This is a genomic window from Streptomyces griseus, assembly GCF_900460065.1.
Taxonomy (GTDB): domain Bacteria; phylum Actinomycetota; class Actinomycetes; order Streptomycetales; family Streptomycetaceae; genus Streptomyces; species Streptomyces griseus.
In genome coordinates, this window is record NZ_UAVD01000047.1 from 80,733 (window position 1) to 95,071 (window position 14,339).

Genomic DNA, 14,339 nt, shown 5'->3' on the forward strand with positions numbered 1-14,339 from the left:
TGCGGGGGGTGGGGCGGGGGACCCGGGTGGGTCAGGTGGTGCGTACGGCCGTGAGAGCGGCGCGCAGGTGGCCGTCCGCCTCGGTGAGGCGGGTGGCGGCGGTGGGGCCGTCGACCTGGCCGAGGATGACCAGGATCGCGTTCTTGACCTCGCCGTCGGTGGCGGCGAGTGCGGCCTCGATCTCGGCGTCGGACGCGCCGGTGGCCAGGGCGACGATGTGCCGGGAGCGGGCCCGCAGCTTCTCGTTGGAGGCGCGGACGTCGACCATGAGGTTCCCGTACGTCTTGCCGAGCCGGATCATCGTGATCGTCGAGATCATGTTGAGGACGAGCTTCTGGGCCGTGCCGGCCTTCAGCCGGGTCGAGCCGGTGAGCAGCTCGGGGCCGGTGACGATCTCCAGGCCGTGCTCCGCCGCCGCCGCGAGCGCCGAGTCCGCGTTGCAGGAGAGCCCGATGGTCAGGGCGCCCAGGGCGCGGGCGTGTTCGACCGCGCCGATGGCGTACGGCGTGCGGCCGGAGGCGGAGACGCCGACCACGGTGTCGTCGGCGGTCAGCTTCAGCCCGTCGAGGTCGGCGGCGGCCAGCTCCTTGCTGTCCTCCGCGCCCTCGACGGCGGTGACCATGGCGGAGGGGCCGCCCGCGATCAGGCCGATGACCTCGGACGGGTCGGTGTTGAAGGTGGGCGGGCACTCGCTGGCGTCCAGCACCCCGAGGCGGCCCGCGGTGCCCGCGCCCGCGTAGACCAGCCGGCCGCCGCGCGCCATGCGTTCGGCGGTGGCGTCGATGGCCGCGGCGATCTGCGGGAGCCGCTCGGCGACGGCGGCCGGGACGGTGGCGTCCTCGCCGTTCATGATCCGCGCGATCTCCCGGGTGGGCTGCCGGTCGATCTCGGCCAGCTCGGGGCGGAACGCCTCGGTGGTGAGGGTGGCCAGCTGGGCGCGGAGCTCGCCGTAGGTCCCGGCGGCCTCGGGGGTGTCGGTGTTCGCGTCGGTGGTGGAGGTCATGGGGTGCGGCTCAGCTTTCTCGGGTGCTCGGTCTCGTACGCGTACGGGTGGGGCGGTCAGCGGGTGCGCGGGTTGTGGCGGTGGGCGAGCGCCTCGTAGGAGGCGGCCAGGGCGGGCGCGGCGGTCTCGTACGTCCGCTGCGCGACGCCTATGAACAGGCAGTCCACGACGAGCAGCTGGCTGGTGCGGCTCGACATGGCGGCGGGGCGCAGCTCGCTCTCGCGCGCGGTGGACGTGGTCAGCACGTGGTCCGCGTACTGCGTCACGGGCCCGTCGGGCCGGCCGGTGATCGCGATCGTCGTCGCCCCGTGGTCGAAGGCGACCCGCAGCGGTTCGATGACGTCGCCGGTGGAGCCGGAGTGCGTGATCGCGATGGCCACGTCGCCGCTGCGCAGCTGCACGGCGTTGGTCACCGCGAGGTGCGGGTCCGTGTGGGCGTGGGCGATCAGCCCGATGCGGAGCAGCTTCTGCGCCAGGTCCTGGCCGACGAGGGAGGATGCGCCGACGCCGTAGACGTCGATGCGGCGGGCGGTCGACGCGGCGGCGACCGCGGCCCCCAGCTGCACGGTGTCGAGCCCGGCGGCGGTGTCGGCGAGGGTCTGCTGCTCGTCGTAGGCGAGCTTGGCGACCACGTCGGCGATGGGGTCGTCGACCGCGATGTCGGCGGTGACGGCGGGCGCCCGGCCGGACTCCTGGTGCGCGGCGAGCCCGGCCAGCGCGAGGCGCAGATCCCGGTAGCCCGGGTAGCCGAGGAGCCGGGCGGTGCGGACGACGGTGGCTTCGCTGGTGCCGGTGCGCTCGGCGAGACCGGTGACGGTGAGGGCGGCGCATCCCGCCGGGTCGCCCGCCACGGCTTCGGCGACCAGCTGCATCGAGCGGGTCATGGAGGGGGCGAGGGTCCGGACCTTGGCGGCGAGGGCCGCGGGGGCCGGCGGGGAATCGCCGCTGAAAATTTCCTTCACTTCACTGGTCACATGTGAAAGATATTTTCAACCCCGGGGTCCGTCAACCCCTCTCCGGTCCCTGCCTCTGGCGGCGCCGCCACCCGCGCTCCCGGGGCGGTGGCGGGGGCTGCCCCGACGGGAGACCTCCCGCGCGGGCGCACAATGGGGGCATGGAGTTGAACCCCCTGGAGCAGGCCCTGCACACCGCCCGCGCGCTCGTCATGGCCGACCTGGCGGCCGGCGGAGTCGCCGAGGCCGACATCGTCTCGCTGGTCGAGGACGCGGTGACGCACCGCCGGTGGTGGGTGGAGCAGTGGCCCGAGGGGGCGGAGTTCATCGCCGGGCTGGTCGCCCAGGACGTGCAGGACGCGCTGCTGGAGCGGTACGGGCGGTGGCCGCTGTGCCCCGCGTGCTCGGCGGCGGAGGAACCGCACGCGCTGGACGTGGAGCCGGAGCTCGGGCCCGACCCGCACTGGGTGTGCACCAAGGCGGCCGTGGCGGTGGCCCCGGTGGGGGCGCTGGGCGAGGTGCCGCGGCGGTGACGGTCTACATCGACCCGCCCACCTGGCCCGGACACGGCCGCCTCTGGTCGCACCTGGTCAGCGATGTGTCGTTCGAGGAACTGCACGCCTTCGCCGCCGCGATCGGCTGCCCGCCACGCGCCTTCGAGCGCGACCACTACGACGTGCCGCAGGCCCACTACGCGGACGCGGTGCGGGCCGGGGCGCGGGAGATCGGCTCGAAGGAGCTGGTCAGGCGCCTGACGGATGCGGGACTGAGGAGGCCGAAGGGGCGGCCGGCGCCGGGCGTCCGTCCTTAGGGGCCTCGGGCCCCGCCGTGCTCCTGGCGATCAGCCGCGAACGCGTCCGGCCGCTCCCGCCGCCGCGCTGGAGGCGCAGGGCCACCCCCACCGCCGCCAGAGCCAGGGCCGTCATCGCGGCCCCCGCCCACGCGGTGGAGGCGAAGCCGAAGTCCAGGTCGATCACCGTGCCGCCGAGCCAGGGGCCGCTCGTGTTGCCCAGGTTGAACGCCGCCGTCGTGGTGGCCCCGGCCAGCGTCGGTGCGGCCCCGGCCACGTTGAACATCCGGGCGTTCAGCGCCGGTGCGGTGAAGAAGGCGGACAGGCCGAGCAGGAACGCCAGCCCGACGACCGCGACCTGGCTGGAGGCGAGGAGGGCCAGCGCCACCAGGAACACCGTGGACGCCGTGATGCCGCCCAGCAGCACCCCGAAGAGGTGCGCGTCCGCGACCCGGCCGCCGATCATCGTGCCGATCAGCGCACCCGCCCCGAACAGGCCGAGGATCCACGGCACCCAGCCGGAGTCCAGGCCCGCCACGTCCGTCAGCAGCGGCGCCAGGTAGCTGAACGCGCAGAACACCCCGCCCGCCGCGAGCGCGGTGATCACGATGGCCAGCCAGACCTGCCGGTCCCGGTAGATCGCCAGCTCCCGCTTCAGCTCGGGCTTCTTCTCGGGCAGCGGGATGTGCGGGATGCGCGTGACGACCCCGATCAGGGCCACCGCCGAGGCCGCGCCGACCGCCCAGAACGCCGAACGCCAGCCGAGGTGCTCGCCGAGGAAGGCCCCCAGCGGCACGCCCAGCACGTTCGCGACGGAGAGGCCGCCGATCATCACGGCCATCGCGCGCGCCCGCTGGTTCACCGGGACCATCGCGATGGCCACGGCCGCGCCGACCGCCCAGAAGCCCGCGCAGGCGAGTGCGCTCACCACGCGGGAGACGAAGAGGATCTCGTACGTCGGGGCCAGCGCACCGGCGATCTGGCCGAGGCCGAACACCGAGATCAGCGCGATCAGCGTGGTGCGGCGCGGCAGCCGGAGTGTGGCGACGGCCAGCAGCGGGGCGCCGACCACCATGCCGATCGCGAACGCGGATATGAGGAGTCCGGCCTGCGGGATGGACACGTTCATGTCGTCGGCGATGGGCGGCAGCAGGCCCGACAGCATGAACTCGCTGGTGCCGAGTGCGAAGACCGAGAGGCCGAGAATGTATACGGCCAGCGGCATGGGTGCGCGGCGGGAGGGAGAGTCGGGCATGACTCGTCCCAACGCCGGGGAACGCCGCCGCATTCCCGGCGTCGGACGAGAGCGTCCCTGTTCACACGCGCTTCATGCCCGCGTCACGCGGGAAGGGCGTGCAGCTTCTTGCCGTGCAGGGCGAAGACGCGCTTGCCGTCGGTGGCCACCAGCCAGGCGTGGTGGTCGCCGGACCTGTCGTTGAACGTCCAGCGCAGGCCGCCCGCCTTCGCGTCGAAGGCGTGGACGCCGCCCTGCTCGTCGAGATCGGTGGCCCCGTAGAGCGTGCCGCCCGCCTTGACGAACTGCCGGGGCACCTGCCCGCCCGCGTCCTTGAGTTCCGTGGACTGCCAGATCTTCCTGCCGGTCCCCGGCTCGACGGCCCACAGCGTCCGGCCGCTGTCCGCGATGTAGAGCACGTCCTCCACGAGGGACGGCTCCCGGAAGGCGGTGAACTCCTCGGACCGCACCGACCACTTCTCGGACCCGTCGGAGAGCGCGAAGGCCTGGAGCCGCTGCCCCTGCGGGACGATCACCAGATCCCGGTGCACGACGAACGGCCCGTAGCTCGTCTTCGTCGTCTTCTGCGTCCACACCTGCTTGCCGGTGGCGGTGTCGCGGACCGTGAGGTTGTTCTTGAAGTCGGTGTAGACGAGGTAGCGGTCCCGTACGGCGGCGTGGACGCCGTTCTGCTGGGTGCCGAGGTCGCGCTGTTCCTTCCAGGCGACCTTGCCCGTACGGCTGTTCAGCGCGGCGATCACATTGGTGTGGGACGAGCCGTCGGCCTCCAGGATCTCCGCGATGACGTACACCTGCTCCCCGTCCACCGCGACCGGCCTCGGCTGCCGGTACTCCTTGCCCAGGCGGCTGCGCCAGGCCTCCTTGCCGGACCCCGGCACATAGCCGGCGACGCTGCCGTCGTACTGGCCGCTCTCCAGGTACAGGGTGCCGTCGCCGAGCAGCAGCGGCGCCCCGGGCACCGCGCCGTCCGGCAGGGACCACCGCTCCTCGCCGGACGCGCCGTCGAAGGCGACCAGCGGATCACCGCTCGCGATCACCACGCCGTCCACGGCCACGAGCTCGTCGTTGTCCCCGTAGGTCTGCGCCGACGTCGACCTCGTCCACAGCGGCGCGGGGGCCTTGCCGTCCTCGGGCGCCTTCCCGTCCTCGGGCGAGGCGCTGCGCGGCGGCGGCGTGCTGCCTTCGCCGCCCGTCGCGAGCTCGTCCTCGCAGCCGGTCAGCCCGGCCCCGAGCGCCGCCATCGTGATCCCGCCTCCGGCCAGGCGCAGGAGGCGCCGCCGGGAGGTTCTGCCGACCGCCGTGCCGAGTGCCTTGGACATCGCTTACCCCCGTGGAGTCGTGTGTGCATCTGCGATGCGAGACGTTAGCGGTGTCCGGGCCGCACCGGTCGGGCCAGGGCATGTCCGGGACGACACCGTGAACGAACCGGAACATTCACCGGTCGGCGGGGGCCGGGCGCCGGGTCAGCCGGCGCCGGACGAGGCCAGCAGTTCCAGCTCGGTCGCCAGGTTGTGCCGGGCCCGCGCCTCCCACGCGGCAGCGCCGTGCGGGGTACGGAACAGCCTCGGCAGGTCGAGGAGGTGCCGCAGCACCGCCGCCCGGCCGTCCCGGAACGCACCGTCCGGGACGAAGCCGTACTCCTCCCGGACCCGGGCCGCGTACGCCCCGTACTCCCGCGGGTCGCCCGCCAGGACCGCGAGGTCGGCGTCGCACAGCGCCTCGCCGTTGCGGTCGCCGTCCGCCGGGTCGTGCGTGACGGTGAGGCGGACCAGCCGGGCCACCTCCGCCACCACCGCCTCCGGCACCCCCGCCTCGGCCAGCGCCCGCTCGGCGAGGGCGGCGCTGCGCTCCTCGTTCTCCGTCCGGTCGGGCCGGTACACCGCGTCGTGGAACCAGGCGGCGAGGCGTACCGCGTGCACGTCGTCGGCGTGCCCGGCGAGGGTGTCGACGCCGTCCAGGACGGCGGCCAGGTGGGCGGTCGTGTGGTAGCGGCGCTGCGGCTCGGCCCAGCGGGCGAGGAGGTTCTCGGCGTAGGGGAGGGGATCGGGGCCGTCCGCCCCGGCACGCGCGGCGAGCAGCGTGTCGTGCCAGCGGTCACGGAGCCCGGCGTCATGGACACCGGCGTCGTCGGCACCGGCGTCACGGAGACCGGCGTCGGGGGAAGCGGCGTCGGGGGAAGCGGCGTCGGGGGAAGCGGCGGCGTGCGAGCGGGGGCTGTCCGTCATGGGAGGACTCTAGGACGGGACGGCTCCAGGACGGGACGGCTCCAGGACGGGACGGCTCCAGGACGGGACGGCGCTCGGACGGAGTCGGTCCGCCCGGCCGGCTCCCGGGCCGCCGGGCCGCGGCTCCGGCCCCCGTCCGGCCCCCGGACCGCCCCTTGTCGCCCCGCTGAACTGTCATTAGCGTGCGCCCGTGATGATGGATCTCAACGCGGATCTCGGCGAGGGCTTCGGCAACTGGACCCTGACCGACGACGACGCGCTCCTCGCCTGTGTCACCAGCGCCAACGTGGCCTGCGGTTTCCACGCGGGCGACGCCTCCGTGATGCGGCGGGTCTGCGACGCGGCGGCGGCCGGCGGGGTACGGATCGGGGCCCAGGTCTCCTACCGGGACCTGGCCGGGTTCGGGCGCCGGTCCATGGACGTGCCGCCCGCCGAGCTGACCGCCGAGATCGCCTACCAGATAGGCGCGCTGCGGGTCTTCGCCGAGGCCGCCGGAGCCACCGTCAGTTACGTCAAGCCGCACGGCGCGCTCTACAACCGGGTGGTCTGGGACGACGACCAGGCCGCCGCCGTCGTCGCGGGCGTCCGGCTGGCGGGCGGCGCCCCGGCCGTGCTGGGGCTGCCCGGATCCCGGCTGCTCGCCCACGCGGCGGAGGCCGGACTGCCCGCCGTCCAGGAGGCCTTCGCCGACCGCGCGTACACCCCGCAGGGCACCCTCGTGCCGCGCGGTGAGCCGGGCGCGGTGGTGCACGACCCGGACGACGTCGTACGCCGGAGCGTCGGGATGGCCGTCGAGCGGGCGGTGACCGGGGCGGACGGCAGCCGGATCCCGGTCGCGGCGCGCTCGCTCTGCGTCCACGGGGACACCCCGGGCGCGGCGGCCCTCGCGCGCCGGGTGCGGGCGGCGCTGGAGGAAGCGGGCGTCGAGGTACGGGCGTTCGCGTGAGCGCCCGCGAGGCCGGGCCCGGCCCGGCGCGCGTCCTTCCGGGCGAGGTGCGCGTCCTGCCCGCCGGGCCGCACGCGCTGCTCGTCGAGCTGGCCGACGGCGAGCACGCCGAGGCCTTCCACGCCGAGCTGCTCCGCCGCCGCGAGCGCGGCGAACTCCCCGCCGTACGCGAGATCGTCCCGGCCGCCCGCACCGTTCTGATCGACGGGATCGACATCGGGGGCGGGGCCGGGCTCGGGCTCGGGAACGCGGCCGGGCAGCGCGCCCCCGGGGCGCGGGACCGCCTCGCCCGGGACCTCGCCTCGTGGCGGCCGGAGCCGCCGCCCCGCGAGGGCCGCGCACCGGTGGAGATCCCCGTCGTCTACGACGGCCCCGATCTCGACGAGGTCGCCGCGCTCTGGGGCGTCCCGGCCGGGGAGGTGGCCGCCCTGCACTCCCGTACCGCGTTCCGGGTGGCGTTCTGCGGGTTCGCCCCCGGGTTCGGCTATCTCACCGGGCTGCCGGAACCGCTGCACGTGCCCCGGCGCACGACCCCGCGGACCCGGGTCCCGGCCGGGGCCGTGGCCCTCGCCGGTCCCTACACGGGGGTGTACCCGCGCCCGTCGCCCGGCGGCTGGCAGCTCGTGGGGCGGATGCCGGACCCGGGCGCCCTGTGGGACCCGGCCCGGGAGCCGGCGGCGCTGCTCGCGCCGGGGACGCCGGTCCGGTTCGTGCCGGTGGGGGAGAGCGGCCGAGGCGCGGGCGACGTCCGGGCGGACCCGTGACACCGGCCGCCGGCGGCCGGCTGTACGTCGTCCGGGCCGGGGCGCTGACCACCGTCCAGGACGCGGGCCGGCCCGGCTGGGCGCACCTCGGTGTCGGGCGCGCCGGGTTCCTGGACGCGCCCGCCGCCCGGCTGGCCAACCGGCTGGTGGGCAACCCGCCGGACACCGCCGTCCTGGAGACCACCCTCACCGGGTGCGCGGTCCGCCCGGACCGGCCGGTCGTGGCCGTCGTCGGCGGGGCGGGCTGCCGGGTGACGGTCGACGGTCGCCCGGTGGCGTGGGGCGCGCCGGTGCGGGTGCCCGCGGGCGCGGTGCTGGACGCGGGCCCCGCCGCGTGCGGTGTCCGCGGGTATCTGGCCTTCGCGGGCGGGCCGGCACCCGACCCGGTGCTGGGCAGCCGTTCGGCGGACCTGCTCTCCGGGCTCGGTCCCGCCCCGCTGAGCGAGGGCGACGAACTCCCGCTGGGCGAACCGGCGTCGGCCGGGCCGCCCCCGCACGCCGGTCCCGTCCCCTGGCCGGGCGCCCCCGCCGAGCTGGTGCTCCCGGTCCATCCCGGGCCCCGCCACGACTGGTTCACCGGGGCGGCGCTCCGTACGCTCCTCACCGCCGTCTACCGGGTCTCGCCGCACAGCAACCGCATCGGCCTGCGCACGGAGGGCCCGCCGCTGGAGCGGTCCCGTACGGGGGAACTGCCCAGCGAGGGCATGGTCCTGGGCGCGATCCAGGTGCCGCCGGACGGCCGGCCCGTCGTCTTCCTCAACGACCATCCGACGACCGGCGGCTATCCGGTCGTCGGCGTCGTCCCCGAACGGGCCCTCGCCGCGGCGGCGCGGGCGGTGCCGGGCACCCCGCTGCGTTTCGTACGCGCCTGAGCGCGGCGGGACCGAAGGGGTTCCGCCGCGCTCCGACTCCGCGCCCCGGGTCTCACGCGCCCTTGAAGGTGCGCAGCCGCAGGGAGTTGCCGACCACGAAGACCGACGAGAAGGCCATCGCGGCCCCGGCGATCATCGGGTTGAGGAGTCCGGCGGCGGCCAGCGGGAGGGCGCCGACGTTGTAGGCGAAGGCCCAGAACAGGTTGGTGCGGATGGTGGACAGCGTGCGGCGGGAGAGGCGGATCGCGTCGGCGGCGGCGTTGAGGTCGCCGCGGACCAGGGTCAGATCGCCGGCCTCGATGGCGGCGTCGGTGCCGGTGCCCATCGCGAGGCCGAGGTCGGCCTGGGCGAGGGCGGCGGCGTCGTTGACCCCGTCCCCGACCATCGCGACCGAACGGCCCTCGGCCTGGAGGCGCTTGACCACGTCCACCTTGTCCTGCGGCATGACCTCCGCGTACACCTCGTCGATGCCGACCTCGGCCGCGACCGACTCCGCCACGGCCCGGTTGTCACCGGTGAGGAGGATCGGGGTCAGCCCGAGGGCGCGGAGCCGGCGGATGGCTTCGGCGCTCGTGTCCTTGACCGCGTCGGCGACCTCCAGCACCGCCCGCGCCTCGCCGTCCCAGGCCACGGTGATCGCGGTGCGCCCGGCGGCCTCCGCGGCCCTCTTCGCCTCGGCGAGGTGGTCGGGGAGCCGGATCTCCCACTCGGCCAGGAGCTGTTCGCGTCCGACGAGGACGGCGTGGCCCTCGACGATGCCCTGGACGCCGAGTCCGGGGACGTTGGTGAAGTCCTCGGGGGTGGGGAGGGGGCCGGTGGCGTCGGCCGCGGCGGTGGCGACGGCTTGGGCGATGGGGTGTTCGGAGGCGTTCTCCAGTGCTCCTGCGAGGCGGAGGACTTCGGTGGTGTCGGTGGTGTGGGTGGTGTGGGTGGTCTGGAGGGTCATGCGGCCGGTGGTGACGGTGCCGGTCTTGTCGAGGACGATGGTGTCGGCGCGGCGGGTGGTCTCCAGGACTTCGGGGCCCTTGATGAGGATGCCGAGCTGGGCGCCGCGGCCGGTGCCGACCATGAGGGCGGTGGGGGTGGCGAGGCCGAGGGCGCAGGGGCAGGCGATGATGAGGACGGCGACGGCCGCGGTGAAGGCGGCGGTGAGTCCGGCGCCGTTGCCGAGCCAGAAGCCGAGGGTGGCGAGGGCGAGGGCGATGACGATGGGGACGAAGACGGCGGAGATGCGGTCGGCGAGGCGTTGTGCGGAGGCCTTGCCGTTCTGGGCGTCCTCGACGAGTTTGGCCATGCGGGCGAGTTGGGTGTCGGCGCCGATGCGGGTGGCTTCGACGACGAGGCGTCCGCCGGCGTTGAGGGTGGCTCCGGTGACGGTGTCGCCGGTGGTGACCTCGACGGGGACGGACTCGCCGGTGAGCATGGAGGCGTCCACGGCGGAGGAGCCCTCGACGACGGTCCCGTCCGTCGCGATCTTCTCCCCGGGCCGGACCACGAAACGGTCCCCGACCTGGAGTTCGGCGGTCGGGATCGTCGTCTCGACGCCGTCGCGCAGAACCCTGACCTCCTTGGCGCCCAGCTCCATCAGCGCCCTGAGCGCCGCCCCGGCCTTCCGCTTCGAGCGTGCCTCGAAGTAGCGCCCGGCGAGGATGAACGCCGTCACCCCGGCCGCGGCCTCCAGGTAGATGTTCCCGGCGCCGTCGCTGCGGGCGATGGTCAGCTCGAAGGGGTGCGTCATCCCGACCATGCCCGCGGTCCCGAAGAACAGCGCCCACAACGACCACAGGAACGCGGCCGAGGTGCCGACGGAGATCAGCGTGTCCATCGTCGCCGCGCCGTGCTTCGCGTTGGTCCAGGCGGCCCGGTGGAACGGCCACGCCGCGTAGACGACGACCGGTGCGGTCAGCGTCAGGGAGAGCCACTGCCAGTAGTCGAACTGGAGCGCCGGGACCATCGCCATCGCGATCACCGGTACGGCGAGGAGCACGGCGGTGACCAGGCGCTGGCGCAGGGAGGTGAGCTCGTCGTCCTCGCTCGGGGCCGCCGCGCCCGCCGGGTCCGTACTGTTGCCCCCGGGGGAGGCGGTGGACGCCGGCGGTGCGGGTGGCCGGGCCGTGTAGCCGGTGGCCTCGACGGTCGCGATCAGGTCCTCGACGGACACGTCCGCGCCCAGGTAGGTGACCTTCGCCTTCTCGGTGGCGTAGTTCACCGTGGCGGTGACGCCGTCCATGCGGTTGAGCTTCTTCTCGATACGGGCCGCGCACGAGGCGCAGGTCATCCCGCCGATCGCGAGCTCGACCGCGGCGGTGTCGGCAGCGGTGGTGGCGGTGGTGGCGGAGTGCGCGGACACGAGGTCCTCCCTGAAGCTGTTCCGAAGCCGTCCGGATACCCCTAGGGGGTATCTCTTCCTCTCCCTATGTATACCCCCCTCCCCTATGAAGCGCAAGGGGTGATCGCGGTGGACGCGCCCGTTTCGCGCCGGTGCGCGCGCGGTGTGCGTCACCCGTCCGCGGGGTCGGCTCGCGCGCCCTCGTGTCCGTGCGTTCAGATAGAGGGCTGCGCCGCCCGTCTACCGACCCGTAGGCTGGCCATTGGACTAGACCTATAGCTGCGTACCGGAGGAATGGGGACCCATGAGCAACCGTGCAGTCCTGGAGGTGATCGCACTCGACGCGGAGGACGCGGTCGCTGCCCAGGCCGGTGGTGCAGACCGCCTCGAACTGGTCACCGACATGGCCGCCGACGGTCTGACCCCGTCGCGGGAGACCTTCGCGGCGATCAGGTCCGCCGTGGACATCCCGCTGCGCGTGATGCTCAGGGTGGCGGACGGCTTCGCCGCCGGTGACATCGACGTCCTGGTCGGCAAGGCCCGCGAGATGCGGGAGGCGGGAGCCGACGAGTTCGTGTTCGGCTTCCTCGACGGGGAGGGCCACGCCGACCTCGTCGCCGTCGAACGGCTCGTCGCCGAGCTGGACGGCTGCCGGTGGACGTTCCACCGGGCGATCGACCGGGCCGTCGACCGCGACGCCCTGCGCAAGCAGCTCGCGGACCTGCCCGGCCTCGACACGTTCCTCACGGCGGGCTCGCCGGACGGAGTCGACTCCGGCATCCCGGTCCTCCTCGCCGAGGCCGCCCGGACCGGCGAGCCGGGGTACGAGGCCCAGGTCCTGGTCGGCGGCGGCCTCCACCTGCGGCATCTGCCCCGGCTGCGGGCCGCGGGGATCGACGCCGTCCACATCGGCGGCGCCGCCCGGCCCGGCGGCTGGTCGGGCCCGGTGGACGCGGCGGCCGTACGGGAGTGGCGCGAGGCGCTGGACGCCTGAGCCGGCGCCTCGCGACCGGGGCGGCGAGGGTGGTGGGGGCGGGAGAACCGCGAGGGTTCCGCCCCCACCCCGGGCCCTCAGGCCAGCGCCCCCGGCAGCGGGGCCGCGTGCAGCACCGTGAGCCCGGAGACCGCACGGGTCAGCGCCACGTACAGCCGCCGCAGCCCGGTCCGCTCGTCCGGCTCCCCGTCGACCACGGCCGCCGGCTCGTCGAGCACCACGTAGTCGTACTCCAGCCCCTTCGCCAGCGACGCGGGCACCAGCGTCAGCCGCGACGCGGCGGTCGTCTCCTCCCCGGGGGAGAGGTGCGCGTGGCCCGCCGCCGCCAGGGCCGCCCCCAGCGCCGGAATCCGGGCGTCGGCGGCGATCAGCCCGATCGACCCCTCGTGGCGCAACGACTCCTCGCAGGCGGCGACGACGGCCGCGTCCAGGCCCTCCGCACCGCCCGCCACCCCCCGCACGACCAGCGAGCCGGGCGACTCACGCACCGACTCCACCGCGGCCAGCCCCGGCGAGATCACGGGCAGCAGCCGGGAGGCGTACGCGATGACCTCGCGCGGCACGCGGAAACCGGCCGTGAGCTCCTCCACCACCGCGTCCCCCTTGCCCAGGTGGAACAGCGCCTCGCCCCAGCTCTCCGTGGACCACGGCGTCGTCCCCTGCGCGAGGTCGCCGAGGACGGTGGCCGAACCGGTCGAGCACCGCCGCCCCACCGCCCGGTACTGCATGGGGGAGAGGTCCTGCGCCTCGTCGAGCACGACATGGCCGAGCGAGTGCGTACGGGCGACGAGGTCACCGGCCTCGTCGATCAGCACGGCGTCGGCCGCCGACCACTTCGCGGACTTCACGCTGCGGGCGGGCTTGGCCCACAGCAGCCGCTTCTGCTCCTCCTCGCTCAGCAGCCCCTCCGCGTGGGCGGCCAGGAACTCCGCGTCGGACAGCAGCCGCAGCACGACCTTCGCCGGGTCCACGGCGGGCCAGACCGCCTTGACGGCGGCCTTCACGGCGGGATTCCGGGCCACGGCGTTCTGCACCCGGTCGTCGGGGGCCTCCCCGGCCTCCTCCATCCGTACGAGGACGGCGTGCGCGATCCGCTGCGGCAGCGCCTCGTGCGCCGCCCCGTACCGCATGTCGCGGGCGAGCAGCTCGTCGACCATCTCCTGGACCTCGTACGCGGGCACCCGCCAGCGCCGGGAGCCGCGCACCACGACGACGGGCTCCACGGGGGCGGTCACATGCGAGCGGATCGCCCGCCGCAGCACCTCGGCCATGCGGGCGTCGCCCTTGACGACGGCGGTGGCCGCCTCGTCCTCGCCCCGGACCTCGACGCCCGTGCGCACCAGGTCGTCGACGGTGGCCTGCTTCACCTCCAGCTCGCCGAGCGCGGGCAGCACCTGCTCGATGTAGTGCAGGAAGGAACGGTTCGGCCCGATGACGAGGGTGCCGGTGCGGGCGAGCCGCTCGCGGTGCGCGTACAGCAGGTACGCCACCCGGTGCAGGCCGACGGCGGTCTTCCCGGTGCCGGGCCCGCCCTGCACGCAGATGGTCCCGCCGAGACCGCTGCGGACGATCTCGTCCTGCTCGGGCTGGATGGTGGCGACGATGTCGCGCATCGGGCCGACGCGGGGCCGCTCGATCTCCGCCTGGAGGAGCCGGCTGGTGTGCTCGGCCTCCGCCGGATCGGTGAGGTGCTCGTCCTCGTAGGCGGTCAGCTCGCCGCCGGTGTAGCCGAAGCGGCGGCGCAGCCCCACGTCCTGGGGGTTCGTGCGGGATGCCTGGTAGTACGGCTGGGAGACCGGCGCACGCCAGTCGATGACCATGGGGTCCCCGACGGCGTCGTGGACGTGCCGCCGCCCGATGTAGAACCGCTCGCCCTCCGCCCCCTCGGCCAGTTCGCCGCCGACGGCGTGCAGATAGTCGAGGCGGCCGAAGAACAGCGGGGTGTGGGAGAGGTCGGCGAGCGCCTTGATGCGGTCGTCGATCTGGGCCTGGAGCACGGCGGCGTTGACCCAGTTCGCGGTGACGTCGCGGATGTCGAGGGCCTGGACGTCCTCGCGCATCCCGCGCAGGGCGGCGCGGGACGCGGCGAGATGGGCCCGTTCGTGCGCCAGCGGATCGGTGGTGCCCGTGGTGCTGGTGGGGTCGGGGGTGGAATCGCTTTCGCTTACGTGCGCGGGCACGGTGTTGCCTCCGGCTCTTCAACGCAGG

The 14,339-nt window shown here is 74.7% G+C and carries 13 protein-coding genes; 6 read left to right on the top strand and 7 right to left on the bottom strand.

Going from position 1 to position 14,339, the window contains the following annotated elements; all coding sequences use genetic code 11:
- Positions 1–31 precede the first annotated feature (31 nt).
- Together murQ and DTB53_RS31335 are read right to left on the bottom strand one after the other, a co-directional pair.
- Positions 32–1,003, bottom strand: coding sequence for an N-acetylmuramic acid 6-phosphate etherase (gene murQ / locus DTB53_RS31330; RefSeq protein ID WP_003967319.1), 972 nt, complete (start codon positions 1,001–1,003; stop codon positions 32–34).
- A 56-nt stretch (positions 1,004–1,059) separates the two neighbouring features.
- The gene (locus DTB53_RS31335; protein WP_012379722.1) at positions 1,060–1,977 is read right to left on the bottom strand and encodes a MurR/RpiR family transcriptional regulator; all 918 of its coding nucleotides are present in this window, start codon (positions 1,975–1,977) and stop codon (positions 1,060–1,062) included.
- A gap of 140 nt (positions 1,978–2,117) precedes the next feature.
- Between DTB53_RS31335 and DTB53_RS31340 the strand changes: the two genes are divergently transcribed.
- Together DTB53_RS31340 and DTB53_RS31345 are read left to right on the top strand one after the other, a co-directional pair.
- Positions 2,118–2,489 carry a DUF8819 family protein gene (locus DTB53_RS31340; RefSeq protein ID WP_012379721.1) on the top strand — a complete coding sequence of 124 codons (372 nt, stop codon included), beginning with the start codon at positions 2,118–2,120 and terminating at the stop codon, positions 2,487–2,489.
- The gene (locus DTB53_RS31345; protein WP_003967316.1) at positions 2,486–2,767 is read left to right on the top strand and encodes a DUF4031 domain-containing protein; all 282 of its coding nucleotides are present in this window, start codon (positions 2,486–2,488) and stop codon (positions 2,765–2,767) included. The genes DTB53_RS31340 and DTB53_RS31345 overlap by 4 nt, the downstream gene beginning before the upstream one ends.
- On the opposite strand, the gene DTB53_RS31350 is transcribed toward DTB53_RS31345, so the two are convergent.
- The 3 genes from DTB53_RS31350 to DTB53_RS31360 form a co-directional block, all read right to left on the bottom strand.
- Positions 2,700–3,971, bottom strand: a complete 1,272-nt coding sequence (locus DTB53_RS31350; RefSeq protein WP_012379720.1) for a Cmx/CmrA family chloramphenicol efflux MFS transporter — start codon at positions 3,969–3,971, stop codon at positions 2,700–2,702. The genes DTB53_RS31345 and DTB53_RS31350 overlap by 68 nt on opposite strands.
- A 113-nt stretch (positions 3,972–4,084) precedes the next feature.
- On the bottom strand, positions 4,085–5,320 hold the full coding sequence (locus DTB53_RS31355) for an outer membrane protein assembly factor BamB family protein (protein ID WP_012379719.1): 1,236 nt from the start codon (positions 5,318–5,320) through the stop codon (positions 4,085–4,087).
- 144 nt (positions 5,321–5,464) lie between these two features.
- Positions 5,465–6,226 (bottom strand): HD domain-containing protein, encoded by a 762-nt coding sequence (locus DTB53_RS31360; RefSeq protein WP_012379718.1) that lies wholly within the window; start codon positions 6,224–6,226, stop codon positions 5,465–5,467.
- A 196-nt stretch (positions 6,227–6,422) separates the two neighbouring features.
- Between DTB53_RS31360 and DTB53_RS31365 the strand changes: the two genes are divergently transcribed.
- From DTB53_RS31365 to DTB53_RS31375, 3 genes are read left to right on the top strand one after another with little or no spacing between them, the layout of a single operon-like run.
- The gene (locus DTB53_RS31365; RefSeq protein WP_032774039.1) at positions 6,423–7,172 is read left to right on the top strand and encodes a LamB/YcsF family protein; all 750 of its coding nucleotides are present in this window, start codon (positions 6,423–6,425) and stop codon (positions 7,170–7,172) included.
- On the top strand, positions 7,169–7,936 hold the full coding sequence (locus DTB53_RS31370) for a 5-oxoprolinase subunit B family protein (protein WP_003967311.1): 768 nt from the start codon (positions 7,169–7,171) through the stop codon (positions 7,934–7,936). The genes DTB53_RS31365 and DTB53_RS31370 overlap by 4 nt, the downstream gene beginning before the upstream one ends.
- Entirely contained in the window at positions 7,933–8,808 is an 876-nt protein-coding gene (locus DTB53_RS31375) for a 5-oxoprolinase subunit C family protein (RefSeq protein ID WP_012379717.1), read from the top strand. Before DTB53_RS31370 ends, DTB53_RS31375 begins: the two co-directional genes overlap by 4 nt.
- A gap of 52 nt (positions 8,809–8,860) precedes the next feature.
- Here the strand turns inward: DTB53_RS31375 and DTB53_RS31380 are convergent, their stop codons facing one another.
- Complete coding sequence (locus DTB53_RS31380; protein ID WP_012379716.1) at positions 8,861–11,158, bottom strand: heavy metal translocating P-type ATPase; 2,298 nt, start codon at positions 11,156–11,158, stop codon at positions 8,861–8,863.
- Between the two features lie 283 nt (positions 11,159–11,441).
- On the opposite strand from DTB53_RS31380, the gene DTB53_RS31385 reads away from it, so the two are divergent.
- Positions 11,442–12,131, top strand: coding sequence for a copper homeostasis protein CutC (locus DTB53_RS31385; RefSeq protein ID WP_003967308.1), 690 nt, complete (start codon positions 11,442–11,444; stop codon positions 12,129–12,131).
- 77 nt (positions 12,132–12,208) lie between these two features.
- Here DTB53_RS31385 and DTB53_RS31390 read toward each other — a convergent pair whose 3' ends face one another.
- Complete coding sequence (locus DTB53_RS31390; RefSeq protein WP_012379715.1) at positions 12,209–14,311, bottom strand: HelD family protein; 2,103 nt, start codon at positions 14,309–14,311, stop codon at positions 12,209–12,211.
- Positions 14,312–14,339 lie beyond the last annotated feature (28 nt).